We start from the raw sequence: 26,019 nt of genomic DNA, 5'->3' as shown, positions 1-26,019 counted from the left end.
CGCACACGGCCTTCGCGGGGTTGCCGGGTCGCGCCGGGATCGTGATCCACTGCATCGTTCTCGCCTGACCTCGCTGACCTGCGTTCCGCCGGGGGAAAGGCCATCATGAGGGCAGATTCGGCCGTCGGAAGTCAAAGGAGACCTCGTGGGCGCGTACACCGAGACGTATCGACGCAGTCTGGACGACCCCGAGCGGTTCTGGCTCGAAGCGGCCCGGGCGATCGACTGGACGCAGCGGCCCACCCGCGCGCTCGACTCGTCCGCCGCGCCGTTCTACCGCTGGTATCCCGACGGCGAGCTGAACACCTCCTACAACGCGCTCGACCGGCACGCGGACGGCGGCCGCGGCGCGCAGGACGCGCTGATCTGGGATTCGCCGGTCACCGGCCGCAAACGCCGCTACACCTATGCCGAGTTGCGGGACGAGGTCGCGACCTTCGCCGGCGCGCTCGCGTCGCTCGGGGTGACCCGCGGCGACCGCGTGATCCTTTACCTGCCGATGATCCCGCAGGCCGTCATCGCGATGCTCGCCTGCGCGCGGATCGGCGCGGTGCACTCCGTGGTGTTCGGCGGGTTCGCGCCGAAGGAACTGGCCGCGCGGATCGAGGACGCCAAGCCGAAGCTGATCCTCGCCGCGTCGTGCGGGATCGAGCCGACGCGGGTCGTCGAGTACAAGCCGATCATCGACGCCGCTCTCGAGACCACCGAGCACCAGCCGGACCACGTCGTGGTGTTCCAGCGCGAGCAGGCGCGCGCGGAACTGTCCGGCGCCGACCTCGACTGGACCGAACTCGTCGCCGACGCCGACCCGGTCGATCCGGTTCCGGTGAAGGCGACCGACCCGCTGTACATCCTCTACACGTCCGGCACCACCGGGCGGCCGAAGGGCGTGGTCCGCGACGCGGGCGGGCACGCGGTCGCGCTGGCGTGGTCGATGGGCGCGCTGTACGACGTCCACGCCGGGGACGTGTGGTGGACGGCTTCCGACGTCGGCTGGGTCGTCGGGCATTCGTACATCGTCTACGCGCCGCTGCTGGTCGGCGCGACAACCGTGCTGTACGAAGGAAAACCCGTCGGAACCCCGGACGCGGGCGCGTTCTGGCGGGTCATCTCCGAGCACGGCGTGCAGGCGCTGTTCACCGCGCCGACGGCGTTGCGCGCGGTCAAGAAGATGGACCCGGACGCGGACGAGCTCAAAAAGTACGACCTGTCCCGGTTCCGCACCCTGTTCATGGCGGGCGAGCGGCTCGACCCGGAGACCTACCACTGGGCGCACGACATCCTCGGCACGCCGGTCGTCGACCACTGGTGGCAGACCGAAACCGGCTGGCCGATCGCGGCGAACCCGCGCGGGCTCGAACCGATGCCGGTCAAACCCGGGTCGGCGACGAAACCGGTGCCCGGCTGGGACGTGCGCATCCTCGACCAGGCGGGCGAGGAACTCCCGGCGGGCCGCGAGGGCGCGATCACGCTGAAACTGCCGCTGCCGCCGGGTTCGCTGCCGACGCTGTGGGGCGACGACGAGCGCTACCGCGAGGCGTACCTGTCGCGCTACCCCGGCTACTACCTGACCGGCGATTCGGGCTACCTCGACGAGGACGGCTACCTGTTCGTCATGGGCCGCACCGACGACGTGATCAACGTGGCCGGACACCGGCTGTCGACCGGCTCGATGGAAGCCGTGCTGGCCTCGCACCCGGCGGTCGCGGAGTGCGCGGTGATCGGGGTCGCGGACCAGCTGAAGGGGCAGGTACCGCGTGGTTTTGTCGTGCTGAAGTCCGGGGTGGAGGTGCCCGAGGAGCAGTTGCGGGACGAGTTGGTGGCGCTGGTTCGCCGGGACATCGGGCCGGTGGCGGCGTTCCGGGACGTCTCCGTGGTCAGCGCGTTGCCGAAGACACGCTCGGGGAAGATCTTGCGCAAGACGATGCGCGGGATCGCGGACGGACGCGACGAGGTGATTCCGTCGACTATCGAGGACCCGTCGGTGCTCGACGCGTTGCGGGCGATTCTGCGACCCTGAGGACCGACACGGAGAGGTTTTCTCAGCAGCGCGGTGTGTGGCGGGTTCGCGGTGGCGGTGTTTGCCGGGCGCTGCGGGCACCGGCCGCCGAGCCGCGCCGGACGGTTTCACTCCCGCTGAGTCCGTGAAGGGCTCCTTGAGGGAATCTGATTCCCGCAAGGAGCCCTTCACGGACTTCGCCAGCGCGTGCCAGCCCCACGAGCGCGGTGCGTGAAGCTGTCCCTAGCCGATGGGCGGGACCCGCCGCACACCACAGCTGCTGAAAACCCCCAATGCGGCATTGGGTGCATGCGACGCACCCAATGCGGCGTTCGGTGCGTCCAGCGCACCCAATGCGGCATTGGGGCGCCGCAGGCATCCCGGCGAACGGGACATCAGGTGCCAGCCGACCCTTTCGGGCGTTGTCAGCCCGCCCGGAGTGGTCTATACCTCTTGGAGTCCGCCTTCTCCGCGACGCGACCGGAGGTATGCCGTGAGGAAGACCCTGTCCAGGGCCGTGCTTGGGGTGACCGTGCTCGGGCTCGCCGCGGTGGGAGTGCCCGGGCCGGCCGCGGCGAGTCCCGCGCCCAGTGAACGGCAGGTCACCGACCTCGTACCGGTCCCGGTGCATGCCGTGGCGAAGGCGGACGCCACCTTCCGGCTCACTCCGCTGACGGTGATCCGCGCCGGGCACGGCACCGGCGACGTCGCCGGGTACCTGCGCGGCCTGTTGCGGCCCGCGACCGGGTTCCCGCTGCCGGTCGTCCCGGTGAGTCCGGGGCTGTCCGCGATCTCGCTCGACCTCGGCCACGCCGACCCGCGCGTCGGCGACGAGGGGTATCAGCTCGACGTCACGAAGAACGGCGTCCGGCTGCGCGCCAACACCTCCGCCGGGCTGTTCACCGGCGTCCAGTCGCTGCGGCAGCTGCTGCCGTCGGCGATCGAGGCGAAGACCGTGCAGCACCGCGCGTGGACGATCGCCGGCGGCAGCGTCCTCGACTACCCGCGCTTCGCCCACCGCGGCGCGATGCTCGACGTCGCGCGGCATTTCTTCACGCCGACGCAGGTGAAGAAGTACATCGACCAGATCGTCCAGTACAAGATCAACACGCTGCACCTGCACCTCAGCGACGACCAGGGCTGGCGCATCGAGATCAAGAGCTGGCCGCGCCTGGCGACCGAAGGCGGCAAGACCGCGGCCTACGGCGACCCGGGCGGTTACTACACCCAGGAGCAGTACCGCGACATCGTCGCCTACGCCGCGAGCCGGCACGTGACGGTCGTGCCGGAGATCGACATGCCCGGGCACACCAACGCAGCCCAGTCGGTCTACGCGGAGCTGAACTGCGACGGCGTCGCGGTCCCGCCGCGCACCGACATCGAGGTCGGTTACAGCTCGCTGTGCATCAATTCGCCCACCACGTACCGATTCGTGGAGGACGTGATCCGCGAACTCGCCGCGATCACGCCCGGCAAATACATCGGGATCGGCGGCGACGAAGCACATTCGACGCCCGCCGCGGACTACAAAACCTTCTACGAGAAGGTAAGCCCGATGGTCGCGAAGTACGGCAAGCTGATCACCGGCTGGCACGAAATCGCGAAGACTCCGTTGCCGACGTCCGCCGTGCCGCAGTACTGGGACCAGGGCGGCCCGAACGAGGACGTGGCCGCCGCCGCGGCGCGCGGGAACAAGTTCGTCATGTCGCCCGCCAACCACGCGTATCTCGACATGAAGTACACGGAATCGACAAAACTGGGCCAAGATTGGGCCGGCCTGGTCGAAGTCCGCGACGCCTACGAATGGGACCCGGCGACGCTCGTTCCGGGGGTCGAGGAGAAGTCCGTGGCCGGGGTCGAAGCTCCATTGTGGACGGAAACCATCCGGACCAATGACGACATCGAGTACATGGCCTTCCCGCGCCTGCCCGGCGTCGCGGAAATCGGCTGGTCGCCGCGAGCGTCCCGGACCTGGGACGGCTACCGGGACCGCATCGCCAAGCAGGCACCGCGCTGGGAGGCGCAGGGAATCGACTTCTACCGCTCACCCCAGGTCGACTGGAAGTAACCCCTTCGCCCGGTCCACTTTGGACTTAATGCCTTTGCGATAGCTTTCGGGCAGCGCGGTCGACGTCAGCACGCGCTCGGCCAGCTCCAGCATCGGCGCCGGGTCGGGCAACTGCGCGTAATTCGCCGAAGTGACCAGGAAGGTCTCCGCGACGGTCGGTCCCTCGGCCCGCTCCACGACCTCGAGCGGACCGGCCGTCGGGACCGTGCCCGGCCGCAGCACGCGCAGGTACCAGCCGCAGCGATTCGTGCTGATCATCGCGGGAACGACGTCCTTGCGCCCGGTCCGCATCGCGAGCTTGAAACACGGGTGCCGCGGCTGGGCGATCTGCACGAGCGCGTCGCCCCAGGCCCAGACGTCGCCGATCCGCGCGTCGGTCTCGAGCGCGCCTTCGACGGACAGGTTCTCGCCGAAGTCACCGTGCGCCACGGAGAACCCTTCCGCGGTCCACACCGAGTAGTGCTCGATCGGGTAGACGTAGACGGCTTTGTCGGGCCCGCCGTGCACGGAGAGGTCCGCTTGACGGTCCCCGGAGAGGTTGAGTTCGGACAGTGCCAGCTCTGGAGTGGCGACCCGGGTTTTCCGGATGGCGCTCAGAACGGGCTGGTCCCGCTGGTGGCCGAGGACGGTCGGCTCGCCTGCGTAGACGTCTTTCAGCGACAGCATGGGATGAACCTAGCAAGGGGTCCCGACTATTTCGACGGATCCGGGAAGCCAGAGGTCAGACTGCGCGCGTAGACCGTCTCCTCGATGCCCGGCTTCACGAATACCGAAAATTTCGCGTGGTACGGCGTCTCGAGGTGGGTGTACAGGTCAGCCTTCGCCTTGGGATCGTAGGTCCAGCCGAACTGCCGCATCTCGTCCGCGTCGAACGGAGGCCGCGGCTCGGGGTCTCTGACCGGCCACTTGCGGGTCGGGTTCGCCGGATCGTCGCCGTACTGCTTCAGGAACTTGTCCACGCAGGACTTCGACGCGACGAAGGCGAACGCGAGCCGTTCGGTGAGCCGCGGCTGGACGTCGAAATGGAACTCCTTGACCGCGGGTCCCGCTGGCCACCGCATCCGGCGACTACCGCGACGGAAAAGAGAATCGCGGCTATCGATTTCTTTGTCATTTTCCCTGCGACGATTACTAGTTCGGGTAACCGGTCGTCAGACTATAGGCGTACACCGTCTCCTCGGCACCCTGTTTGACGAACACCCAGAACGACGAGCCATTCGGTGTCCGGAAACCGTGGTACAGAGCGGAGCGCTGCTTCAAGTCATAGGTCCAGCCGTATCGCTCCGACTTGTCCGCTCCGAACGGCGGAAAGTTGTCGTCCCGAGGCCATTTCAGCCCCGGGTGAGCAGGGTCCGCACCGTACTTCGTCAAAAAGCCGTCCACGCAGGACTTCGATGCCACGAAAGTGAACACCAGATGGTCCCGAAGCCGGGGCTGCACGTCGAACCGGAAAGCCTTGGTCGGACACGACGGCAACGCGATCGCGTACCGCGCGGCAGCCTCTTCCCAGCTCACTCCGTCCTCGCTGCCGGGATACGCCCGAGGATCCGGCGGCCCGCTACACCCGGCCGCCACCAGGGCGAGAAGAACGACAACAGCACACTTCTTCTCGCAGAAATCAGTCAACCCCCGAACCACAAGGAAGCTTAATGGTGCGCTCAACCAGCCGTCAACAAACAAACGGCGGCACCCGGTGAGCGGGAAACACTCACCGGGTGCCGCCGTAGCGGACCTGTCCGGTTATCCGTTCAGCTCAGCCGACTCCTCGTCGCTGAGCAACCGGGACCGGATCAGGAACCGCACCCCCTCCGGAGCCTCCAAAGAGAACCCGCTCCCCCGTCCCGGCACCACGTCGATCGTCAGGTGCGTATGCCGCCAGTACTCGAATTGCGGACCGGACATCCATACCGGCACCGCGTCGATGCCCTCCACCGTCAGGTCGCCCAGATGGACGTCGCGAGCTCCGACCCGGAATTCGCCGGCCGGGTAGCACATCGGGGCGCTGCCGTCGCAGCATCCGCCGGACTGGTGGAACATCACCGGTCCGTGGACTGGCACCAGCCGCCGCAGGAGGTCGGCGGCGGCTGGGGTCAGGTCCACCCGCTGCGGCATCAGAAGAAGCCCAGCGCCTGGTCGGAGTAGGAGACCAGCATGTTCTTCGTCTGCTGGTAGTGGTCCAGCATCATCTTGTGGTTCTCGCGGCCGATGCCGGACGCCTTGTAGCCGCCGAAGGCCGCGTGTGCCGGGTAGGCGTGGTAGTTGTTCACCCACACGCGGCCGGCCTGGATGTCGCGGCCCGCGCGGTAGGCGGTGTTGCCGTCGCGGGACCAGACGCCGGCGCCGAGGCCGTACAGGGTGTCGTTGGCGATCTTCAGCGCGTCGTCGTAGTCGTCGAACTTCGCCACGGACACCACCGGGCCGAAGATCTCCTCCTGGAAGATGCGCATCTTGTTGTCGCCCTCGAACACCGTCGGCTGGACGTAGTAGCCGCCGGACAGGTCGCCGCCGAGGTCGGACTGCGCGCCGCCGGTCAGGACCTTCGCGCCCTCCTGCTTGCCGATGTCGATGTAGGACAGGATTTTCTCGAGCTGGTCGTTCGAGGCCTGCGCGCCGATCATCGTCTCGGTGTCGAGCGGGTTGCCCTGCTTGATCTTCTTCACGCGCTCGACCGCGTCGCCGAGGAACCGGTCGTAGATGCCGGACTGGATCAGCGCGCGCGACGGGCAGGTGCAGACCTCGCCCTGGTTCAGTGCGAAGAGCGCGAAGCCCTCCTGCGCCTTGTCGTAGAACGCGTCGTTGGCCGCGGCGACGTCGTCGAAGAAGATGTTCGGGCTCTTGCCGCCCAGCTCGACCGTCACCGGGATGATGTTTTCGCTGGCGTACTGCAGGATCAGCCGCCCGGTGGTGGTCTCGCCGGTGAACGCGACCTTGCGCACGCGGTTGCTCGACGCGAGCGGTTTGCCCGCCTCGACGCCGAAGCCGTTGACGATGTTCAGCACGCCCGGCGGGATCAGGTCGCCGATGATCGACAGCAGCAGGTGGATCGACGCCGGGGTCTGCTCGGCGGGCTTCAGCACGATCGCGTTGCCCGCGGCCAGCGCCGGGGCGAGCTTCCAGACCGCCATCAGCAGCGGGAAGTTCCACGGGATGATCTGCGCGACGACGCCCAGCGGCTCGTGGAAGTGGTAGGCGACGGTGTTGTCGTCGATCTGCGAGATGCCGCCCTCCTGGGCGCGCAGCGCGCCGGCGAAGTAGCGGAAGTGGTCGATCGCGAGCGGGATGTCCGCGGCGAGGGTCTCGCGGACCGGCTTGCCGTTCTCCCAGGACTCGGCGACCGCGATCTTCTCGAGGTTCTGCTCCATCCGGTCGGCGATCTTGAGCAGGATGTTCGCGCGCTCCTCGGGCGAGGTGCGGCCCCACGCGGGCGCGGCGCCCTCGGCCGCGTCGAGCGCCCGGTCGATGTCGGCCGCCGTCCCGCGGGCGATCTCGGTGAAGGTCTTCCCGGTCACCGGGGTCGGGTTCTCGAAGTACTGCCCGCCGGCCGGCGCGACGTATTCGCCGCCGATGTAGTGGTCGTAGCGGGTCTCGTAGTCGACGACGGAGCCGTCGGTGTTCGGTGCGGCGTATACGGCCATCTTGCCCTGCCTCGTTGCTGGTCGGTGACGGTCGGCGGCGACCGTAGGCCGGGCAACGTTGCGCCGACGTTGCAGCCTTGTGACCAGGGTCTCTACTCTCGTGGACGTGGCAGAGGCGCCCGAACCCGACCTGTTGCGCGATCCGGAGTCGTACGCGCGGCTGCTCCGGCATGTCCGCGAGGCGGTGCTGTCCGGGTCCACCTCGCCGCGTTCGCCGCGCTCGGTGGTGTCGGCGTCGTGGGAACGCTCGCTGGCCGCGCGCGTCGACCCGGACGCCGGCGAGGCCCCGCTGATCTGCGAGGCGGACGAGCTCTCCGACCTGCGCGCGGAGCATCCGCTGGCCCCGGTGCTGCCGCTGTTGCGCGAGATGCTGGTGAGCATCGCCGACGACGCCGAGCACATGATGATCGTGACCGACGCGAACGGGCTCATCCTGTGGCGGGAGGGCGCGACCGGCGTGCTGCTGCGCGCGGACCAGGTCGCGCTCACCGAGGGCACGCGGTGGAGCGAAGAGGCGATCGGCACGAACGCGATGGGCACCACGCTCGCGACCGGGCAGCCGGTGCAGATCTACTCCGCCGAACACCTCGTCCGCCGCTATCACACGTGGACCTGCGCGGCGGCCCCCGTACGCGATCCGGACACCGGCGCGTTGCTCGGTTCGATCGACGTCAGCGGACCTCTGCGCACGGTGCATCCGGCGATGTTGTCGCTGGTCACGGCCACCGCGCAGCTCGCCGAGGGGCGGTTGCGAGCGCAGCTGGCGGTCCGCGACGAGAAGGTGCGGCGGGCGAACATGCCGCACCTGGCGTCGTTGCGCGGACGCCCCGGCGCGCTCCTTTCAGCGGGCGGACGGGTGCTGGCCGCCGAAGCGTGCACCCTTCCGTCCACTGTGGAGGTACGGAAAGGCGGCGGCACCGTGACGCTCCCGGACGGCCGGATCGCCACCGTCGACCCGCTCGACGACGGCTACCTCCTGCGGATCGCCACGTCCGGCTCCGCGACCCGGCGGAAGTTGTCGCTCGAGTACCTCACCGATGGCCCTGGATCGACCACTGTGGACGGTCGGGACATCCCGTTCACCCTGCGGCACGCCGAATTGCTGACTCTGCTTGCGCTTCAGCCGCGCGGTTTGTCGGCGGAGAAGCTGGCGCTGCAGCTGTACGGCGAGACCGGCAATCCGGTGACCGTGCGCGCCGAGATCCACCGGTTGCGCACCCAGCTCGGCACCGGGGTGTTGCAGACGCGCCCGTACCGCCTCGCGGCCACGGTGGACGCGGATTTCCTGCGCGCCAAAGCAGCTCTGCGCGCCGGGGACGCCGCGGCGGCGGTCCGGTCGTTCCAGGGCCCGCTGCTCGCGGAGTCGGAATCGCCCGCGATCCTGGAGGAACGCGAGTCGATCAGCGCGCAGGTCCGGCAGCTCGCGTTGAACAGCCGGGACGCGGACACGTTGTGGGCGTTCTGGGAAACCTCCTGTGGTGTCGATGATCTGGCGATCCTGGACGCGCTGGCCTCGGTGCTCGAACCGTCGGATCCGCGGTTGGCGGCGGTGCGGACGCATCGGGCCCGGCTGGGTTGATTCTTACCGTGCCACAGCAGTCTCCCTGATCGCCTCGTCCACCGGAGCCGGGTAATTCAGCTCCAAATACAACTCCCGCAGCAACAAGCCGTCCATGTGCTGCACCGTCAGCCCCGGCTGTTTTCCGCTCAGCCCGTTGAGAAATCCGCCGAGCTTGAACGCACCGCGCACCGGCCAGGAGGGCATGGGCCGGACCCGGCGCGGTCGTCCCGCTGCTGCCGCCAGCCGGGCGAACATGTCCGCCCACTGGAGATTTTCCTCTGCTACCGGGACATCCGCGCCGGATGCTTGCTCCAGCGCGTCCACCGTCGCGACGCCAACGCCGCGCGCACTCGTCGCCGCGGTCCCGCCGGGAGGCGCGAAGAGCGGCGAGTTGGAACGGACCCACTTGACGATCGGCACCGACCACTGCGGCACCCGGTCCTCCGCAACGCCGAAGACAAACGGCACCTCGATCACCGCCACCGGCAACCCCGGCCCAGCCGTTTCGCGCGCGACGCGGGCCTGCTCCAGCCGACTACGCACGTACGGATGCTTCGCGGCCAACCCCCACTCAGGGTGTACGCGGTCGAAGTACGTGTAGTACGACCCGAGCACCGCCGCGCGCGTACAGCCTGCTTCGCGCGCCGCGCGCAACAACGCGGCGACAGGCGCGACGTTGCCCGCGCGCAGCCGAGGCTCGACCGGTCCGCGGCCGACCGCACGGTCGTCCATGCCACCGCCGAAGACGACACCGTCGTGTCCGTCGAGCGCCTCGCGCAACTCCGCGTGCGAAGCCTTCGAGACGTCGAGCGTCCGGTCGATGCCTGCACGCGCCGTCCGCGCGACGGCGGTCGTTTCGTGCCCGCGGTTCCGCAGTTCGTCGAGCACATGCTGGCCCAGCAGTCCGCTGCCGCCCACCACCAAGATCTTCATGGTCCGTTCCATTCGGGCTTGTCGTCAGCCGCACTGCATCAAGCAGCGGGCAGCGTCGAACCGGCCTGCCTTCAAATCGTCCGGCCGGATGAGCCAGTACAACATTCCGACGTCGCCCCACATCATGTCGGTTTCCTCGGCGCTGTCGAACTGGGCGAGCAGCACCCAGCGGGCCGCTTCCTCCTTGTGCCGCGGATCTTCCCACCCGCCCTCGAGCACTTCCGCCGCGATCTCGTTCTCCACGGCACCCTGGACTGGTGCGGCAAGGCCGCCGACCTGATGCCGCCGCGTGCCCTGGGCGACTTCCCACGTCATCTCCCCGAACACATCGGTGCCTGACCGCCCAGGACCGAGGACCGTCTTGACCGCTTCGGCCAGAGACTCTCCGCTCGCGATCGTGGTGTGGTCCAGCAGGAAGTGCTCTCGTTCCGGCGCGGTGGCCACGATTTCCGCGAAAACGTCCCGGCGCGGGTACGGATCGAGGCCGGACGGGGGCGTCCGTTCGGCGACGGGAGTGCCTGCGGGCACGAAGAGCACTCGGTACCCGTCGGCATCGCGGGGCAGATCGTGCTGGTAGCGATCGGGGGTGTAGCGGCCGTCGAAGCAGAAGAACAACAGCGTTCCGGCCTCCGGCAGCGGGATGGTCACGAACTCGCGCGGCAGCGTCGCGCAGTCCACCGCGGCGACGAACGTCAGCGGCCCATGGTCCGCCCAGGCAGGCCATTCCACCGCTTCCGGCAACGCCGGGTTTCCGCCGAGCTGCCCCACCCGTGGACCGGTGCCGCGGGACACCAGCCGGATTCCGGGTTGAAACAGCTCGATCCATTTCGCCGCCACCTCAGCGGGCAGCCGATCCTGAGCGAGAGCGCTGAGTCGATCTTTCCATGCCGTCACTCCGTCATGATGGCGCGGCACACCGACAAAAACGCTCGAGCAGCTTGCCCGGCAGAGGTCTTCGCTGCCCCTGCCGGGCCCCGCGATCAGCGGAAGATCACGTCCGAGCAGGAGTAGAAGGCCTCGCCGGAATCGGGCCAATGGCGTTGCCAGATCGAGTAAATCAAGTGCCGGCCGGTGCGCCCGCCGGGGATGTTCGCCTGGAGCTGGTAGGCGTTGCCCGCGATCGGCGGGTTGTCCTGCTTGTAGAACGGGGTGTCTTCGAGGTCGGACCACTTGAGCGGTTTCGTCGGGTCATAGCCCGGCTTGGTGACGTACAGCTCGAAGGTGCCCTCGTGCGCGGCGGTCAGCTGGTACTGGAAGGTGTACGGGCCGCTGCTCGGCAGCGTGGTCGCCGGCCAGTCGTCGCGGGCGAGGTCGAGCCCCTTGTACTTGTCCCGGCCGGCACTGCACAGCTTGCCGTCCGGAATGATCTCGCGGCTGCGGCCGCTGGCGTCGCCGATGTTGACCTCGTCCCAGTCGTAGATCGGCCAGCTGTCGCCGACCGCGATGGCGGCCTTGCACGCGGCGGACTGCGGATTCTCCGGACCCTCCTGGAAACACTGCATGATCCGGCTGATCGGGTTGCCCATCGAACCGTGCGCGAGTGCGGGAACGGCGGTGAACACCGAAACCGTCCCGAGCACGGCGGTCAGTATCCCGACTTTGACGGCGGAGCGGGAAAACTTCATCGCGGGTTCCTCTCATGAGAGGTCTAGACCAAACCCACGGTAAGGGCGCGGCAGCGGCGCGCTGTAGACCCGAAAGTCGGGCGCCCCCGAGGTAGACACCGTCTACCTACTTTGATAGACAGTGTCTACAAGATGAACCAGGGGTTACGGAGAGCGGAATGGGTTTCCACACGTTCGTCGCCGTCGGCGACAGCTGCGCGGAGGGGCTGGACGATCCCTACCCGGATCACAGCCGGTACCGCGGCTGGGCGGATTACGTCGCCGGGCGGCTCGCGCGCGACGAAACCGCGTTTCGCTACGCCAATCTCGCCGTTCGCGGGCGGCGGCTGGACCAGATCGCCGCGGAGCAGTTGCCCGCGGCCGAGCGGCACGAACCGGATCTGATCGCGTTGTTCGGCGGCGGCAATGACGTGATGAGCCGCGGCTGGGACGCTCGCACGGTCGCTCGGCGCGTCGACGCCGCGATCCGGCAGTGCACCCAGATCGCGCCCACCGTCGTCACCTTCACCTTGAGCGACATCGCGCATCGCATGCCGCTCGGCGGGCGGATGCGACAGCGGGTCACCGCGCTCAACGACGCCATCCGCGAGGCTTCGGTCAGCTACGGCGCGAAGCTCGTCGACCTGTGGCCGGACCAGGCCGCGCACGATTCGCGCTACTTCGGGCCGGACCGGCTGCACCTGTCGCAGGCCGGGCATCTGCGCGTCGCCGGGCACGTGCTCGACCGGCTCGGCGTCACGCACGACGGCAGCTGGCTGCGGCCGCTTCCTGGCGCTCCGGCCCAGGGCAGCGCGATCGCCGACCTGCGCTGGCTGTGGCAGGAGGTGCTGCCGGTCGGGATCACGCGGCTGCGCAACCGGCTCACCGGCCGGTCCCCTGGCGACGGCTTCGTGCCGAAGCGTCCGGAGCTGCTGCCGGTGGCCTTCTCCGAAGCTCAGGTATGAGCGCGCGACAGCGGTTGATCCGCACCGCAGCGGATCTCCTCGTCGGCTCCGGCGTCGAGGCCGTGACGTTGCGCGGTATCGCGAAGGCGGCAGGCGTGTCGCACGGTGCGCCGCTTCGCCACTTCTCGGGACGCGCGGAGTTGCTGTCCGCGGTAGCGACGCTTGGCTTCACACAGCTGCTCCATCGCGGCGCACAGTTGCCCGACGGCACCCCGCGCGAACGCGTCACGGCCGCCTGTCACGCGTACGTCGACTTCGCGGTGGCGAACCCCGCCATGTTCGAGCTGATGTTCCGTCGCGACCTCATCGACCCGGAGGAGCCAGGGCTGGTCGCGGCCAGCAGCGCCGTCTTCGACACCTTCGCCGAACTAGTGCGGCTCGACCGCGCCGAAGCGGACGACGATCGACTGCGTCCGGGTACGGATCCTCGGCTGGTCGCGGCGTCGCTGTGGGCAGCGCTGCACGGTCTCGCACAACTGTGGTTGTGGGGCGGGTTGGCCGGAGCCAGCTTCGCGCCTTCGCCGGAATCGGCGTTGGCGGTGACGCTCGACGCGTATCTGGGGTGAAGCTCAGCGGAGAGCCCGGAATCCTCCCCACCCCTGGCTCTCCGCCGAACAGCGGGAATGGATGACCATTCAAAAACGACCGTAACCGCTCGATCGCGTCCGCGGAATCCGCCCTTCGCCGCAGCCTCGGGTAAACCCTGGCGGTAGGCGGCCTGCCGCGATCGCGGTACGGAATTGGGAAACCGCCGGTCAGGCAGGTAGTTTCGGGCGCGTGATGCGGATCCTGCGGGCGCGGCCGCTGTGCACGGATTCGCTGCTGGCGGCTGCGGTCGGACTATTCCTTTTCGCCGGAGCGGCGGTCCACCACGGCTCCCTCGGCGATCGGCCGGGGCTGTTCGGGCTGCTGCTCGCCGCGGCGGGCGCGGTGCCGCTGGTGGTCCGCCGGCGCTACCCGATCACCGTGCTGCTCGCGGTGACCCTGCTGGTCGGCGCGTTCGCGCTGGCCGGGTACCGCGCGACGCTCGGCCGTCCTGACCTGCTGATCGCCGCGTACACCGTGTGGGCGCGCTATCCGGTCCGGCAAGCCTGGCCGCCGTCGCTGTTCGCGGTGGCCGGGTTCGATGTCACGATGCTCGTCGGCGACAGTTCGAATCCGATCGGCGACACGGTGATCGCGGTGCTGCAAGCGTCCGCGACCGTCCTTATTGGACACTCGGTCTACCTCCGCGGGCTCGCCCTGCACGCGACCGCGGAACGGGCCGACCGCGCCGAACTGGCGGTCGTCGAGGAGCGGCTGCGCATCGCCCGCGAGCTGCACGACGTTGTCTCGCACCATCTGTCGGTGATCTCCGTGCAGGCCAACCTCGCGCGGTACGTCTTCGAGTCCGCGCCGGACACCGCACGCGGCGCGCTCGACACGATCACCGGCACGACCACCGAGGCGCTGGACGAACTCCGCCGCCTGCTCAGCGTGCTGCGGCCGCCGCACCACGAGCCGGGCGAATACCGTCCACAGCCGGGTCTCGAAGAGCTTCCCTCGCTGGTCAGCCGGGTCCGCGAGGCCGGGCTGACCGTGCGGCTGCGCGTCGCCGGAACGCCGCGGACGTTGCCGTCGGGGCAGCAGCTGTGCGCGTACCGGGTCGCGCAAGAAGCGCTGACGAACGTCTTGAAGCACGCTCCGGAATCCTTCGCGACGCTGGACGTCGAGTACCTGTCCGACGCACTGCGGCTGAGCGTCGCCGACTCCGGCGGCGGACCGCGCTCCGACGGCAATCCCGCCGGTCACGGCCTCGTCGGCATGCGGGAACGGGCGCGTATGTACGGTGGCGAGATCGAAATCGGGCCTCGCGAACCGGCGGGGTTCGAGGTGGTGCTGACCCTCCCGTACTCGGACCGGACCGGCGGAGAACCGAAGTGACCAGTGTGCTCGTGGTGGACGACCAGGATCTCGTCCGCGCCGGGCTCGTCGCGCTGCTCAACGCCGCGCCGGGCGTCGAGGTCGTCGGCGAGGCGCGCGACGGGATCGAGGCCGTGCACGAGGCGGCGCGACTGCGGCCCGAGGTGATCCTGATGGACATCCGGCTGCCCGGTCTCGACGGCGTGTCGGCCACCGCCCGCATCCTCGCCGGGCCGGACCACCCGCGCGTACTGATCCTGACCGTCTTCGACCTCGACGAATACGTGTACCGCGCGCTGCGGGCCGGTGCGGCCGGATTCCTGCTGAAGGACAGCCCGCCGGAGACGCTGATCTCCGGCATCCAGGCAGTGGCGCGCGGGGACATGCTGTTCGGCCCGACGATCACGCGGCGGCTGGTCGAGGCTTACACGAGCGCGCCGCCCGCGGAGCCCGCGCCGGAACTGAGCGCGCTGACCGAACGCGAACGCGAGGTGCTCCGGCTGGTCGGCACGGGGATGCCGAACGCGGAGATCGCGGCCCGGCTGCTGGTCAGCGAGGCGACGGTGAAGACGCACCTCAACCGGCTGATGCCCAAACTCGGCATCTCCAGCCGAGCGCAGGCGGTCGTCGTCGCTTACGAAACCGGGTTGGTGCGGCCAGGGCGGTAGCCGAATCCACGGCGCAGCACGCGTTCTCCCCGGCTTTCGTCCCTCCAATGTGGACAGTAACCCTCGGCTGACAGCCGCGACCAGGCCGTTCGGACCCGAGCCGACCACGGCTGCGACGAACCGGGCGCCCAGTGTCACTCCCGAACATCTGATCGAATATTGTCGTACCCCACGCCTACCGTGCACCCCATGCCGGTCCGCACGGGCCGCGCCTGCTGGAGAGGGGGGGGGTCATGCCCGACCACGACACGTTGCTGGAGCGCGTGCGGAAGCTGCTGGCCAAGGCCGAGGACCCGGCCGTCACGCCCGCCGAAGCCGAGCTGTACAACACCAAAGCGGCGCAGCTGATCGCGCGGCACGGGATCGACAACGCGATGCTCGCCGCGTCCGGGCAAAGCGGCGACGACATCACGGTGCTGAAGCTGCCGATCTCCAATCCGTACAGCCGTGACAAAGCCAGCCTGCTCACCAGCATCGCGTACCCGTTGCGCTGCCGGACCTTGCTGCACCGGGTCGGCCAAGGGGTCGAAGAGGTCACCGTGTTCGGCTTCCGCACCGACCTCGCGCGGGTCGAGCTGCTGTTCACCAGCCTGTTGCTGCAGGCGAGCACGCAGCTCACGCGGGTGCGGCCGGAGGAACGGGTGTTCCGCGAATCGCTGGCGGCGTACCGGCGGACGTGGCTGCACGGTTTCGCACGTGCGGTGCACGAACGGCTGACCGCGGCGGAAGAGAACGCCGCGCGGACGTACTCCGATGTCGCCGGCGGGAAGTCTGCGGAACTGGTGGTGCGGGACCGGACGGCGCTGGTGCAGCAGGCCTTCGACCGCGAGTACGGCGACCTGCGCTCGGCGGCCCCGCGACGGTTGTCGGGGTCCGGATACCGGGAGGGGCACCGGGCCGGGACCCGGGCGAATCTCGACCCGGCGGCGCTGGGAAGGCGGCGGTCAGCGCTTCCGGTGCGCTGACCTGGAGGGTGTCGTGCTGCGCATCGAAGACCTCGCCGCCCGGCCGGACCTGCGCGTTCCCGCGCTCCAGCTGGGATTCGTCGGCGGGGAGTTCCTCGGCCAGGGCCTCACCGCCGGGCTGGCGAGCTCGAGGCGGATCGCCCCGGAGTTCTTCCTGGTCCTCCTCGACGAGGACGTACCGGTAGCGCGAGCGGCGGCGATTCCCGTCGCCTTCCCCACCCCGGAGCGAACTGAACTGCCTGACCACGGCTGGGACGGTGCTCTCGTCTGGGCCGCCGAAGACCACCTCGACAGACGGGCACCCACCACGCTGGTCGCGCTGGAGGTGTACGTCGCGGAATCCGCGCGCGGGCAAGGGATTGCCGCCCAAGCGCTCGTGGAGTTGCAGAACCGGGCGCGCCGGGCCGGGCTTTCCCGGCTGGTCGTGCCGGTGCGGCCCACCGGCAAACCGCCCTTGGAGTCCATTGTGGACTATCTCGGCCGGGGCACCGATCCGTGGCTGCGCAGTCACGAGCGGCTGGGCGCGAAGTTCCGGAAGATCGCGCCGTTCGCGATGACCGTCACCGGCACGCTCGCGCAGTGGGAGCAGTGGACCGGCATCCGGCTCGAAGACGGACACACCGTCGTGCCCGGCGGAATCGCCCCGGTGCTGGCGTCGACGGAACAGGATCTGGGCGTGTACGTCGAGCCGAACGTCTGGTACGAGCACCCGCTCTGACTACGCCTGCTCCCAGCCAGGCAGCCAAACCCCGTCCCCGGGTTCCTGCCCGGTCACCAGGTGATCGCGCAGTTTCCGCACGTCCGGATGCGCGGGCTCGCGCCGCCACAGCAGCGACATCGGGTACACCGGCGTCGGGTCGACCACCAGCACGCGGCGGAGGTCGTACTCGTCCGGCCAGAAGTAGCGCGAGCCAGCGCCCACGAACGTCGCCAGGTCCGGCGAGGTCGCCAGTTCGTCCAGCATCGTTTCGTTGCCGAAGACCGGGCCGGACACGTCGATGGTCAGGCCGAACGCCTCGGCCAGCTCCGCGTAGTACGCGCCCCATTCCATGCTCGCCGACAGCCCCGGCATCCAGATCCGATGGCCGACGAGTTTCGCGATCGGCACTGACGGCAGGTCGGCGAACGGATGGCGCGGGCCGACGAGCAGCTCGTGCGCGTCGTAGTCCACCACCTCGCTCGTCACGCCGCCCGGCAGGTCGCGCTTCGGCACCCCGCGGAACGCCGCGTCGACCGAACCAGCTGCGACCGCGGCGACGGCGGCGTCAAAGCTCAACTCGGCGCCGGTGGTCACGATCTCCAGCTCCACCTCCGGGAACGCTCGGTGGAAGCTCAGTGCCAGCTGCGCCGACTTGGTCCGCCGGTTGAGCACGTCCACCCGCAACGGCCGCTGCTCCGGGCGCACCGCGGCGAGCGCGCTTTTCTCGGCGTCGAGCAGCACCCGGGCATGCGGCAGGAACGCCTCGCCGTCGCTGCTCAACCGGGCCCCGCGCGCGGTGCGGGTGAACAACTGCACCCCTAGCTCGCGTTCCAGCGCGCCGACGCGTTTGGACACTGCTTGCTGCGTGATCCCCAGCTCCGCGGCCGCTTCCTGGAACTGCCCTCCGTCCACGACGGCGACGAAGGTCCGCACGAATTCCAGCTCCACGGGCCAATCCTAAGCGCTCGCGCCGCCCGCCGCGGCGAGTTGCCCCAACCCCACTACTTGTCTGAGGAGTTGTGCTACGCTCCGCCTCGATGTTCACGCGCTTCCTTCTCCTTCGCCGCCACGGCGGGGCCTGACCGGACCGGCCCCCCGCCGTGGGGCAAGCACGCGCGCCGGTCGGCTCCCGACCACTTGAAGGACCGCAGATGAACACCGTTTGGAACCGGCAGCGACCCTCTCGCATGCCGTCGTACCGCTACCGCGACGTCTACCAGCGCGTCGACGTCCCCAACACCGGCCGCGCCTGGCCCGGCAACCGGATCACCCAAGCCCCGCTCTGGGTGCCGGTCGACCTGCGCGACGGCAACCAGGCGCTGGCCGAACCGATGGACCCGGCGCGCAAACGCCGGTTCTTCGAGCTGATGATCAGCATGGGGTACAAGGAAATTGAGGTCGGCTACCCGTCCGCCTCGCAGACCGACTACGACTTCGTCCGGCTGCTCGCGGACACCGACCTGGCTCCGGAAGACGTCACCATCGTCGTGTTCACCCCGGCACGGCGCGACCTGATCGAGCGCACGGTCGAGTCCGTCCGCGGCATCCGCAACGACGTCGTGATCCACCTGTACACCGCCACCGCGCCGACCTGGCGCACAGTGGTCCTCGGCCACGATCGAGCGTCGCTGAAAGAACTGATCCTCGACGGTGCCCACGACGTTCTGCGCGCGGCCGGCGACCGGCCGAACATCCGCTTCGAGTTCTCCCCCGAGGTCTTCAACCTCACCGAACCCGACTACGTCCTGGAAGTCTGCGACGCGGTCACCGAAACCTGGCAGGCAAGCCCGGACCGTCCGGTGATCCTCAACCTGCCGGCGACCGTCGAGATCGCGACGCCCAACGTGTACGCCGACCAGATCGAGTACATGCACCGCAACCTCGCGCGCCGCGATTCGGTAATCCTCTCCGTGCACCCGCACAACGACCGCGGCACCGGCGTCGCCTGCGCCGAACTCGCCGTGCTGGCCGGGGCCGAGCGCGTCGAGGGCTGCATTTTCGGCAACGGCGAGCGCACCGGGAACGTCGACTTGGCGACGCTCGCGCTGAACCTGCACGCACAGGGCGTCGACCCGATGATCGACTTCTCGGACATCGACGAGATCCGCCGCACCGTCGAGTACTGCAACCGGATCGAGGTCCACGCGCGGCATCCGTACGTCGGCGACCTCGTGCACACCGCGTTCAGCGGCACCCATCAGGACGCGATCAAGAAGGGGTTCGCCGAACATCACGCGCGCGCCGCGGAAACCGGCGTGCCCGCCCACGATCTGGACTGGCGCGTCCCGTACCTGCCGATCGACCCCGCCGACCTCGGCCGCGACTACGCCGCCGTGATCCGGGTGAACTCGCAGTCCGGCAAGGGCGGAATCGCCTATCTGCTGAAAAACGAGTACGGCATCACGCTGCCGCGGCGGCTGCAGATCGACTTCGCGCGCCGCGTCCAAGGCCACACCGACGGCTCCGGACACGAGGTGACCGCGACCGAACTGTGGCAGCTCTTCGAAGCCGCCTACCTGCAGCCGAACCCGACGATCACGTTGTCCCGCTTCGAAAACTCAGCCGACGAGCACACCAGCATCACCCTGCGCGTCGACGGGATCGAGCACACCAGCACGCACACCGGAACCGGGCCGGTCGAAGCGCTCACCGCGGCGCTCGGCGAGCACGGGCGGAAGGTGGACATCGTGGCCTTGCACCAGACGAGCATCGGCTCCGGCAACGACAGCGAAGCGTTGACTCTGCTGGAATATCGCACTGACAGCGGTACACAATGGACAGCCGGGCGCGACCGTTCGGTGCTCGCGGCCAGCCTCACCGCGGTGGTAAACGCGGCCTAAAGCCCAGCGGTGCGAGCGCGACCTGCGCTCGCACCGCTTCAGCCGCCCCCGCGAAGAAAGGCCAGCACTGCCAGCACTCGACGGTTCCCGTCGTCCGTCGGCGGGAGGTCGAGTTTCGACAGGATGCTTCCGACGTGCTTGCCCACCGCGGCGTCGGACACCACCAGCCGCCGGGCGATCGACGCGTTCGAGTGCCCCTCGGCGATCAGCGACAGGACCTCCCTTTCCCGCGCCGACAGCCGGGCGAGCGGGTCGGCCCGGCGGCGCAGCAACTGGCGCACTACCTGCGGATCCACCGCCGTTCCGCCGTCGACGACCTGGCGCAGCGTCGCGACGAATTCCTCGACGTCGACCACCCGGTCCTTCAGCAGGTAGCCGACCCCGCGCCCCTCGGCGGAGTCGAGCAGCTCGGCCGCGTGGTGGTGTTCGACGTATTGGCTCAGCACCACCACAGCCAGCTCCGGCCGCGTGCGTCGCAGCTCGACCGCGGCGCGCAGGCCCTCGTCGGAATGGCCGGGCGGCATCCGGATGTCGGTGAGCACCAGGTCCGGACCGTGCTCGCGCACCGCGGCGTGCAACCCCTCGGCATCACCGACCGCGGCGACGACCTCGAAACCGAACCGCTCCAGCAACCCGCACAATCCCTCGCGCAGCAGCACCTCGTCTTCGGCGAGAACGACCCGCATCGACTCTCCCCTCAGCACGGCAGCTCCACTCGCACGACGGTCGGCCCGCCGACCGGACTGCGCACCCACATCCGGCCGCCCAGCACGGCGACCCGATCGCTCAACCCGGTGATCCCTGTGCCGCGCGACGGCTCAGCACCGCCCGCTCCGTTGTCCCATACCTCAATGGTAAGCACCCGACCGACAATTCCGGCGGTCACCGAGGCGCAACTGGCCGCGGAATGCTTGGCGACATTGGTCAGCGACTCGGCCACCACGAAGTACGCCGTGGACTCCACCGACTCCGGCAACCGCACCGGCACCGCCACGTCCACGGTGACCGGCACCGCGCATCCGTCGGCGAGCTCCTCCAACGCGGCAGGCAAGCCGAGTTCAGCGAGCGCGCGCGGATGGATGCCGTTGATCAGCTCGCGCAACTCGACCATCAGCTTCTTGGCCTGGTCATGCGCGTCCGACACCGCCTTCGCCGCCGCGGAATCCGGTGGCAGATCGACCTTCGCGAGCCCGAGCTGCAGGCTCAGCCCGACCAGCCGCTGCTGCGCGCCGTCGTGCAGATCGCGTTCGATGCGTTTGCGTTCCGCGTCGAACGCCGACAGCAGCCGGGTCCGCGATTGCGACACCTCGGTCAGCTCGCCGCGGAGCTTCTCGGCGGCCCCGTCGGTGAGCAGCGAACGCGCCAGCATCGCGTGCAGGCCAGCGAACCCGGACAGCAGATAGCCGGACAGAACGAGCAGCACCACCCCAGCCAACGCGTACGGCACCGCACCGCCCGGGGTGGAAACCTCAGTGAAGCCAACGGAAATCGTGTCGTTCTCGTTGACGAGCAGCGGACTCGCCACCAGAACGGCCGCGAACAACGCGACCATGCCAGCCACCGAGTACAGCGCGGGAATCGCGGTGCACAACAGCACCGCGTACCCGAGTTCACGCCACGCCGCCGGTTCGGTGTAGCGCGTCCGCATTCGGGGCCACCAGCCCGGTTCACTGATCGGTCCAAACGGGACGGTCACCGGGTTGAGGTCGACCATACGCAACCGCTGCCGTTCGACCCCGGCGACCACCGCCGCCCACGCCGGGCCCGCACTCAGGAACAGCAGCATGCCGAACACCGAGAACGCCGCGACCAGCCCCAGATCGGACGTCTGCCCGTGCACGACCCGGCTGACCAGCACCGCGAGCGGAAGCAGGCAGAACCCGAACGGAAGGCCGAACAGCAGCGCCATCGGGCCGGTGCTGAGCCCGTACAGCAGCGCCCGCCAAGGCCAGGAGGAAATCAGGAATTTCCGATGCGACAAAGCATCCAGCACAGTACGCGGTTTCGCGGTTGTCGAGACGGTAGCCACGAGATCCAGGTTAGCCAGCGTGCTGCCCGGTTTCGATCGGCTTGCCCGTAGTCTCGGAGGTAGGGCTAGGCATACCCGGCACGCGATCTCGGCATTGACTTCAAGTTAAGTTGAAGTTCTACCTTCGGCGTCGTGACCGAAACGACTGACGCCGGAGTGCGGCGCCCACCGAGATCTCTGCTGGCGACGTTGCTCGGCGTCAGCACCATGACCATCATGGCCAGTGCCACGATCACACCCGCGTTGCCAGGCATGCAGCAGCACTTCGCCGCTGAACCGCACGCGGAACTTCTCGTCCGGCTGGTGCTGACATTGCCGGGGCTGGCGATCATGGTCTCCGCGCCGTTGCTCGCCAAGCTGAGCGGCCGGACCGGACGCGTGCCGCTGCTGCTCGCCTGCCTCGCCCTCTACACCGTCGGCGGCGGGTCCGGTCTGCTGCTGGACTCGCTCCCCGCGCTGCTCGTCGGACGGGCCGTGCTCGGGATCGGCATCGCCGGGATCATGACCACGTCCACCGCGCTGATCGCCGACCACCATGACCCCGAGGAACACGGACGCGTGCTCGGATTGCAAGGCGCGGCAATGGGTTTCGGCGGCGTCGTGGCGCTGCTGCTCGGCGGCTTGCTGGCCGCGCTGGACTGGCGCGGGCCGTTCGCCATTTACCTGCTCGCGATTCCGATGCTGGTGCTCGTGCTGCGATTCGTGCCAGACGCGCCCGTTCAGCCGACCGATCCGGCGGACACCACCACGGCCGCGTCGCCGTGGCAACCACGGCTGCTCGGGCTGTACGCGCTGATCTTCATCGGCGTCGTCGTCTTCTACACCGTTCCGACACAGGCACCGTTCTGGCTGGCCGAAGTCGGCGGCGCGGGACCGGCGGTCGCGGGAGCCTTGATCGCCGCGGTCAATCTGGTGATGACCTTGGTGGGCCTGAACTTCCGCCGACTGCGGGCCCGTTGGTCCTTCCCCGCGCTGGCCATCGCGATGTTCGCCGCGTTCGCCGTCGGGCTGGTCGTCCTCGGTACCGCGAGTGCATTGTGGACGGCCGCGCTGGGCATGGTCGTAGTCGGACTTGGCATTGGGCTGCAGAACCCGACCGTGAACGGCTGGCTGGTTTCCACCGCGTCCCCCGGGGTACGGACCAGGGCGCTTGGATTGCTGACCTCCGCGTTGTTCCTCGGCCAGTTCTCCTCGCCGCTGATCGCGCAACCGGTGATCGACGCCGTCGGGATGGGGACGACGTTCGTCCTGGCCGGAGCGTTAGCCGCGGCGATCGGGATTGTCGTGGCTGTCATCCATCGGCGATGACACGTAATCGACGACCTGCGCGTGCGTCGCGAACCAAACCCCGTCGTGCGAAGCGATGTGCTCCAGCAACTCGGCGAGAATCGTGATGCGGGAACGATGCCCGATGATGTGCGGGTGCATCGTGAGCTGGAAGAGACCGCCCTCGGCCAAGGCGAGGTCGAACTCGTCGCGCCAGATCGGCAGCACTTCCCGCGGCGGGGTGTACGGACGCTGCGAGCCGAAGCGGTTCATCGTGAAGTACGGCGCGTCGTCGCGGATCCATTCCACCGGAAGCTCGACGATGCCAGTCGGTTCGCCGTCGGCGAGGATCTCGTAGCAGCCGTTGTCCGCCATCAACGAGGAGTCGTAGGCGAGGCCCAGTTCGCGGATGATCGCGAGGGAACTTTCGGAGAAGTCCCAGGACGGCGTGCGGATGCCGACCGGACGCGTGCCGGTGAGCCGCTCCAGCGTGTCGGCGGCCCGGAAGGTGAGGTCACGTTCAGCGGTGGGCGGCAGTTGGGCGTTGCTTTCGTGGATCCAGCCGTGCAACGCGACTTCGTGCCCAGCATCCACATAGGACTGTGCCTCGCCGTCGTGCAGCAACGCCGACACCGCGGGCATGAAGAACGTCGACGGCACCCCGAACCGCTCAAGCAGCTTCAACACCCGCGGCACGCCGACCCGCGAGCCGTACTCGCCTTGCGAGAGCTTGCCCGGCAGCACGTGGCCGTCGCGCAACGAGATCGTCTCGTGGTCGGAGTCGAACGACAACGCCACGGCCACTCGCGCCCCGCCCGGCCAGGAGTCCGGCCGCAGCGGCCGCCCGGCACGCACGCGCTCGACGTGACCCCGCCAGGTTTGCTCGCTCCACTGCCACGGTTCCGTCATGCTTCCTCCCCCTGCGCCGCGAGGCTTCATCGTATCGCTGTGCCACGATGAGGCACATGCACGACGAAGAGCCCGAGAAGCCAGCCAGCGGGGTCCGGACGATGAACAGCGTCCTCAGCACGCTGCGAGTCTTCGAGGAAGTCGCCCAGCGACAGCCCATCGGCGTCTCGGAGCTGGCGCGGTGCACGGAGATCCCGAAGAGCACCGTGCAGCGCGGGCTGATCACGCTTCAGCAGGCAGGATGGCTGAAAGTCGTGGACGCCGAACGCTCGCGCTGGGGTGTCGCGCCGCGCGTGCTGGCGCTCGGTCTGCGCGACTGCGGGAAGCCGGACCTCAAGGAGCTGGCCGACCCGGTCGTCAAACGGCTCGCCGCGGAGACGAACGAGACCGTCATGCTGGCCGAACGCGACGGCGACAACCTCGTCGTCATCGCCACTCAGCACACCGACCAGGTCGTGCGGGTCGTGCTGGATGTCGGCACGCGTGTCCCGCTGCTGGCCACCTCCGGCGGCACGGCGATCATGGCGCGGCTCGACGAATCCGAGGTCGAGGAGCTGTTCACCCACGAACTTCCCGAGTTCGCCCAGAACCCGGCACCGGATTTCGTCGCCCTCCGCCGCGACATCGCCTTGACCGCGAAACGCGGGTACGCGCTCAACGGGTCCTCGTCGTGGTACCGCCCGCAGGTGTCGTCGATTGGCGCGGCCATCACGGACCCGGCCGGACGGCCAGCTGCGACGATCACCCTCGCGATTCCTGACACGCGCTACACCCGCGCCCAGGAGAAGACCTTCGCGCCGCTGGTCGTGGCGGCAGCGGCCGAGGTCAGCCGCCTGCTCGCCGAAAGCTGACACAACACGTGCCGCATTGCGGAATGACGCGTACCGTGTTGTGGCATGAGTGAGTTCCCGGAGACGACTCCGTTGCGCTTGCGCGACGTCATCTTCCGCAACCGCGTCTGGATGTCCCCGATGGCGCAGTACGCGGCGGGCCCGGACGGGCTGCCGACCGAATGGCATCTGGCGCACTACGGCCCCCGCGCGATCGGCGGCGTCGGGCTAGTCATGGTCGAGGCCACCGCGATCAGCCCCGGCAACCGGTGCACCGCCGCCGACCTCGGACTCTGGAACGAGGAGCAGGCGCTCGCGCACCGGAAGCTGACTTCGTTCGTCGCCGGCCACGGCGCGGTGCCCGCGGTGCAGCTGAACGCCGTCGGCCGCAAGGGATCGCACCAGGTCCCGTGGGTCGGCGACGGGCAGAACGGACCGGTGCCGGTCGCCGACGGCGGCTGGGAGCTGATCGCGCCGTCGGCGATCCCGTTCGGCGACCTGGCGATGCCCCGCCCGGCCACTGCGGCCGACCTGGACCAGGTCGTCGAGGATTTCGCGCACGCGACCCGGATGGCCGAGCTGGCCGGTTACCAGGCTGTCGAAATCCACGCCTCGCACGGCTATCTGCTGCACCAGTTCCTGTCGCCGCTGTCCAATCAGCGCACCGACGAGTACGGCGGGAGCCCGCGGAACCGGATGCGCTTCCCGCTGCGCGTGGCCCGCGCCGTGCGGGAGGCGTTCCCGCAGGACAAACCGGTGTTCGTCCGCATCACCGCCACCGACTGGGTCGAGGACAGCATCGCGCTCGACGACGCCGCGGAGTTCGCCAAGGAACTGGCGGCGATCGGGATCGACCTGCTCGACGTGACCTCCGGCGTGCTCGTGCGCGATCGAGGCGCCCGGCCGCCGAACCGGGAAGGCGTGAACGTCGAGTTCGCCGCCGCGCTCAAGGAAGCGTCCGGGCTGGCGGTCGCGCCGGTCGGACAGATCACGGACTTGGCGGCCGCGGGCCAGATCATCCGCGAGGGCAAGGCCGATGCCGTGCTGATGGGCCGTTCGCTGCTGCGCGACCCGTACCTCGCCCTGCGCAACCAGTCCAAAGACGCCTGGCCCGTCCGCTACCACCGCGCTTTCTGAGGGACTAC

General features: G+C 69.0%; 25 protein-coding genes. 13 read left to right on the top strand and 12 right to left on the bottom strand.

Features of this window, described 5'->3' with window-relative positions; all coding sequences use genetic code 11:
* The first annotated feature begins 145 nt into the window (after window positions 1–145).
* Together DMP23_RS39560 and DMP23_RS39555 are read left to right on the top strand one after the other, a co-directional pair.
* Window positions 146–2,020, top strand: coding sequence for a propionyl-CoA synthetase (locus DMP23_RS39560; protein ID WP_337824034.1), 1,875 nt, complete (start codon window positions 146–148; stop codon window positions 2,018–2,020).
* Between the two features lie 472 nt (window positions 2,021–2,492).
* Window positions 2,493–4,067 carry a beta-N-acetylhexosaminidase gene (locus DMP23_RS39555; protein ID WP_167754136.1) on the top strand — a complete coding sequence of 525 codons (1,575 nt, stop codon included), beginning with the start codon at window positions 2,493–2,495 and terminating at the stop codon, window positions 4,065–4,067.
* Here DMP23_RS39555 and DMP23_RS39550 read toward each other — a convergent pair.
* From DMP23_RS39550 to adh, 5 genes are all read right to left on the bottom strand, one after another.
* The gene (locus tag DMP23_RS39550; protein WP_107050992.1) at window positions 4,044–4,733 is read right to left on the bottom strand and encodes an MOSC domain-containing protein; all 690 of its coding nucleotides are present in this window, start codon (window positions 4,731–4,733) and stop codon (window positions 4,044–4,046) included. The genes DMP23_RS39555 and DMP23_RS39550 overlap by 24 nt on opposite strands.
* A gap of 26 nt (window positions 4,734–4,759) precedes the next feature.
* Window positions 4,760–5,128 carry a hypothetical protein gene (locus tag DMP23_RS39545; RefSeq protein ID WP_037811177.1) on the bottom strand — a complete coding sequence of 123 codons (369 nt, stop codon included), beginning with the start codon at window positions 5,126–5,128 and terminating at the stop codon, window positions 4,760–4,762.
* A gap of 70 nt (window positions 5,129–5,198) precedes the next feature.
* Window positions 5,199–5,582 carry a hypothetical protein gene (locus DMP23_RS39540; protein WP_037811176.1) on the bottom strand — a complete coding sequence of 128 codons (384 nt, stop codon included), beginning with the start codon at window positions 5,580–5,582 and terminating at the stop codon, window positions 5,199–5,201.
* A 225-nt stretch (window positions 5,583–5,807) separates the two neighbouring features.
* Window positions 5,808–6,179, bottom strand: a complete 372-nt coding sequence (locus tag DMP23_RS39535) for a DUF779 domain-containing protein (RefSeq protein WP_037811174.1) — start codon at window positions 6,177–6,179, stop codon at window positions 5,808–5,810.
* Window positions 6,179–7,702, bottom strand: a complete 1,524-nt coding sequence (gene adh / locus DMP23_RS39530; protein WP_037811172.1) for an aldehyde dehydrogenase — start codon at window positions 7,700–7,702, stop codon at window positions 6,179–6,181. Before adh ends, DMP23_RS39535 begins: the two co-directional genes overlap by 1 nt.
* A 100-nt stretch (window positions 7,703–7,802) precedes the next feature.
* Here adh and DMP23_RS39525 point away from each other — a divergent pair, with 100 nt between their 5' ends.
* The gene (locus DMP23_RS39525) at window positions 7,803–9,281 is read left to right on the top strand and encodes a helix-turn-helix domain-containing protein (RefSeq protein ID WP_238604193.1); all 1,479 of its coding nucleotides are present in this window, start codon (window positions 7,803–7,805) and stop codon (window positions 9,279–9,281) included.
* A gap of 3 nt (window positions 9,282–9,284) precedes the next feature.
* Here DMP23_RS39525 and DMP23_RS39520 read toward each other — a convergent pair whose 3' ends face one another.
* The 3 genes from DMP23_RS39520 to DMP23_RS39510 all read right to left on the bottom strand — a co-directional run bounded on the left by DMP23_RS39520 (window position 9,285) and on the right by DMP23_RS39510 (window position 11,821).
* Complete coding sequence (locus DMP23_RS39520; protein ID WP_037811239.1) at window positions 9,285–10,196, bottom strand: NAD-dependent epimerase/dehydratase family protein; 912 nt, start codon at window positions 10,194–10,196, stop codon at window positions 9,285–9,287.
* Between the two features lie 24 nt (window positions 10,197–10,220).
* A complete protein-coding gene (locus DMP23_RS39515) occupies window positions 10,221–11,090 on the bottom strand; it encodes a YwqG family protein (protein ID WP_037811171.1) in 870 nt (289 codons plus the stop codon).
* Between the two features lie 86 nt (window positions 11,091–11,176).
* The gene (locus tag DMP23_RS39510) at window positions 11,177–11,821 is read right to left on the bottom strand and encodes a lytic polysaccharide monooxygenase auxiliary activity family 9 protein (RefSeq protein WP_037811170.1); all 645 of its coding nucleotides are present in this window, start codon (window positions 11,819–11,821) and stop codon (window positions 11,177–11,179) included.
* 158 nt (window positions 11,822–11,979) lie between these two features.
* Here DMP23_RS39510 and DMP23_RS39505 point away from each other — a divergent pair, with 158 nt between their 5' ends.
* From DMP23_RS39505 to DMP23_RS39480, 6 genes are all read left to right on the top strand, one after another.
* Entirely contained in the window at window positions 11,980–12,765 is a 786-nt protein-coding gene (locus DMP23_RS39505) for an SGNH/GDSL hydrolase family protein (protein WP_037811169.1), read from the top strand.
* A complete protein-coding gene (locus DMP23_RS39500) occupies window positions 12,762–13,331 on the top strand; it encodes a TetR/AcrR family transcriptional regulator (protein WP_009083495.1) in 570 nt (189 codons plus the stop codon). Before DMP23_RS39505 ends, DMP23_RS39500 begins: the two co-directional genes overlap by 4 nt.
* Window positions 13,332–13,545: 214 nt before the next feature.
* On the top strand, window positions 13,546–14,688 hold the full coding sequence (locus tag DMP23_RS39495) for a sensor histidine kinase (RefSeq protein WP_337824494.1): 1,143 nt from the start codon (window positions 13,546–13,548) through the stop codon (window positions 14,686–14,688).
* Window positions 14,685–15,335, top strand: a complete 651-nt coding sequence (locus DMP23_RS39490) for a response regulator (protein ID WP_037811166.1) — start codon at window positions 14,685–14,687, stop codon at window positions 15,333–15,335. The genes DMP23_RS39495 and DMP23_RS39490 overlap by 4 nt, the downstream gene beginning before the upstream one ends.
* 233 nt (window positions 15,336–15,568) lie before the next feature.
* Window positions 15,569–16,300: a DUF2786 domain-containing protein gene (locus tag DMP23_RS39485; protein WP_037811165.1), complete on the top strand. Its 732-nt coding sequence runs from the start codon at window positions 15,569–15,571 to the stop codon at window positions 16,298–16,300.
* Between the two features lie 16 nt (window positions 16,301–16,316).
* On the top strand, window positions 16,317–17,018 hold the full coding sequence (locus tag DMP23_RS39480; protein ID WP_037811237.1) for a GNAT family N-acetyltransferase: 702 nt from the start codon (window positions 16,317–16,319) through the stop codon (window positions 17,016–17,018).
* Here the strand turns inward: DMP23_RS39480 and DMP23_RS39475 are convergent, their stop codons facing one another.
* Complete coding sequence (locus DMP23_RS39475; RefSeq protein WP_037811164.1) at window positions 17,019–17,948, bottom strand: LysR family transcriptional regulator; 930 nt, start codon at window positions 17,946–17,948, stop codon at window positions 17,019–17,021.
* Between the two features lie 203 nt (window positions 17,949–18,151).
* On the opposite strand from DMP23_RS39475, the gene DMP23_RS39470 reads away from it, so the two are divergent.
* Window positions 18,152–19,840, top strand: coding sequence for a 2-isopropylmalate synthase (locus DMP23_RS39470; RefSeq protein ID WP_051728833.1), 1,689 nt, complete (start codon window positions 18,152–18,154; stop codon window positions 19,838–19,840).
* Between the two features lie 38 nt (window positions 19,841–19,878).
* Here the strand turns inward: DMP23_RS39470 and DMP23_RS39465 are convergent, their stop codons facing one another.
* Both DMP23_RS39465 and DMP23_RS39460 read right to left on the bottom strand, forming a co-directional pair.
* Window positions 19,879–20,526 carry a response regulator gene (locus DMP23_RS39465; RefSeq protein WP_037811162.1) on the bottom strand — a complete coding sequence of 216 codons (648 nt, stop codon included), beginning with the start codon at window positions 20,524–20,526 and terminating at the stop codon, window positions 19,879–19,881.
* A gap of 11 nt (window positions 20,527–20,537) precedes the next feature.
* Window positions 20,538–21,869, bottom strand: a complete 1,332-nt coding sequence (locus DMP23_RS39460; protein ID WP_337824033.1) for a sensor histidine kinase — start codon at window positions 21,867–21,869, stop codon at window positions 20,538–20,540.
* Between the two features lie 132 nt (window positions 21,870–22,001).
* Between DMP23_RS39460 and DMP23_RS39455 the strand changes: the two genes are divergently transcribed.
* Window positions 22,002–23,177: an MFS transporter gene (locus tag DMP23_RS39455; RefSeq protein WP_037811161.1), complete on the top strand. Its 1,176-nt coding sequence runs from the start codon at window positions 22,002–22,004 to the stop codon at window positions 23,175–23,177.
* On the opposite strand, the gene DMP23_RS39450 is transcribed toward DMP23_RS39455, so the two are convergent.
* A complete protein-coding gene (locus DMP23_RS39450) occupies window positions 23,130–24,044 on the bottom strand; it encodes a polysaccharide deacetylase family protein (RefSeq protein WP_337824032.1) in 915 nt (304 codons plus the stop codon). The two genes, DMP23_RS39455 and DMP23_RS39450, sit on opposite strands and share 48 nt — an antisense overlap.
* A 56-nt stretch (window positions 24,045–24,100) precedes the next feature.
* On the opposite strand from DMP23_RS39450, the gene DMP23_RS39445 reads away from it, so the two are divergent.
* Together DMP23_RS39445 and DMP23_RS39440 are read left to right on the top strand one after the other, a co-directional pair.
* The gene (locus DMP23_RS39445; RefSeq protein WP_337824031.1) at window positions 24,101–24,895 is read left to right on the top strand and encodes an IclR family transcriptional regulator; all 795 of its coding nucleotides are present in this window, start codon (window positions 24,101–24,103) and stop codon (window positions 24,893–24,895) included.
* A gap of 45 nt (window positions 24,896–24,940) precedes the next feature.
* Window positions 24,941–26,011: an NADH:flavin oxidoreductase/NADH oxidase gene (locus DMP23_RS39440; RefSeq protein ID WP_337824030.1), complete on the top strand. Its 1,071-nt coding sequence runs from the start codon at window positions 24,941–24,943 to the stop codon at window positions 26,009–26,011.
* Window positions 26,012–26,019: the final 8 nt, after the last annotated feature.

Source organism: Amycolatopsis sp. A1MSW2902, assembly GCF_017312175.1.
Lineage (GTDB): Bacteria > Actinomycetota > Actinomycetes > Mycobacteriales > Pseudonocardiaceae > Amycolatopsis > Amycolatopsis nivea.
This window is presented reverse-complemented; position numbering and strand designations above follow the sequence as displayed.